Source organism: Streptomyces regalis (genome assembly GCF_001509475.1).
GTDB lineage: Bacteria > Actinomycetota > Actinomycetes > Streptomycetales > Streptomycetaceae > Streptomyces > Streptomyces regalis.
Window position 1 is genome coordinate 1 of the sequence record NZ_LLZG01000238.1, and the last position, 516, is coordinate 516.

Annotated in this window: 1 protein-coding gene; it reads left to right on the forward strand. The window is 68.4% G+C overall.

The window, feature by feature from the left end:
- The coding region (locus tag ADL12_RS24285) for an ATP-binding protein (RefSeq protein ID WP_062705122.1) at window positions 1-411 on the forward strand (411 nt) is incomplete at its 5' end.
- Between the last annotated feature and the right edge of the window lie 105 nt (window positions 412-516).

The window sequence follows — 516 nt, forward strand, 5'->3', positions numbered from 1 at the left end:
CCCTGGGAGTGCCACCTCAAGCTCCCCAACGACCCCCGAGTCCTCTCGATCGCCCGCCACACCATCCGCACCGCACTCCTCGGATACGCCCACACACCCGAACTCGCCGACACCGCCGAACTGTTGACCTCGGAGCTGGTCTCCAACTCCGTGAAGCACTCGGACGGCCCCGTCACCGTCAGACTCCGTTCCCGCGGCAGCGCCGTACGCATCGGCGTCATGGACAACCACCCGGAACTCCCCGACCCCCTGCCCTGCACCCCGGACCAGGACTTCGGCCGCGGCCTGTACCTGGTAGAAGCGCTGGCGGACGCGTGGGGCCGCTACCCGGTGATCCCGGCGATCAGCCACTCCCGCGCGCCCGGCTGGAAGGTCGTGTGGTTCGAGCTGTCCGATGCCGTACGGGAGTGAGGTCATTCCGAGATGGGCAGATCCGTTCCACCCCGCACCGCCATGACCTCTTGCTGCACGAGCTGCCGGTGGCACAGATCTGCCGACTCTTCCCAACGCGCCCCG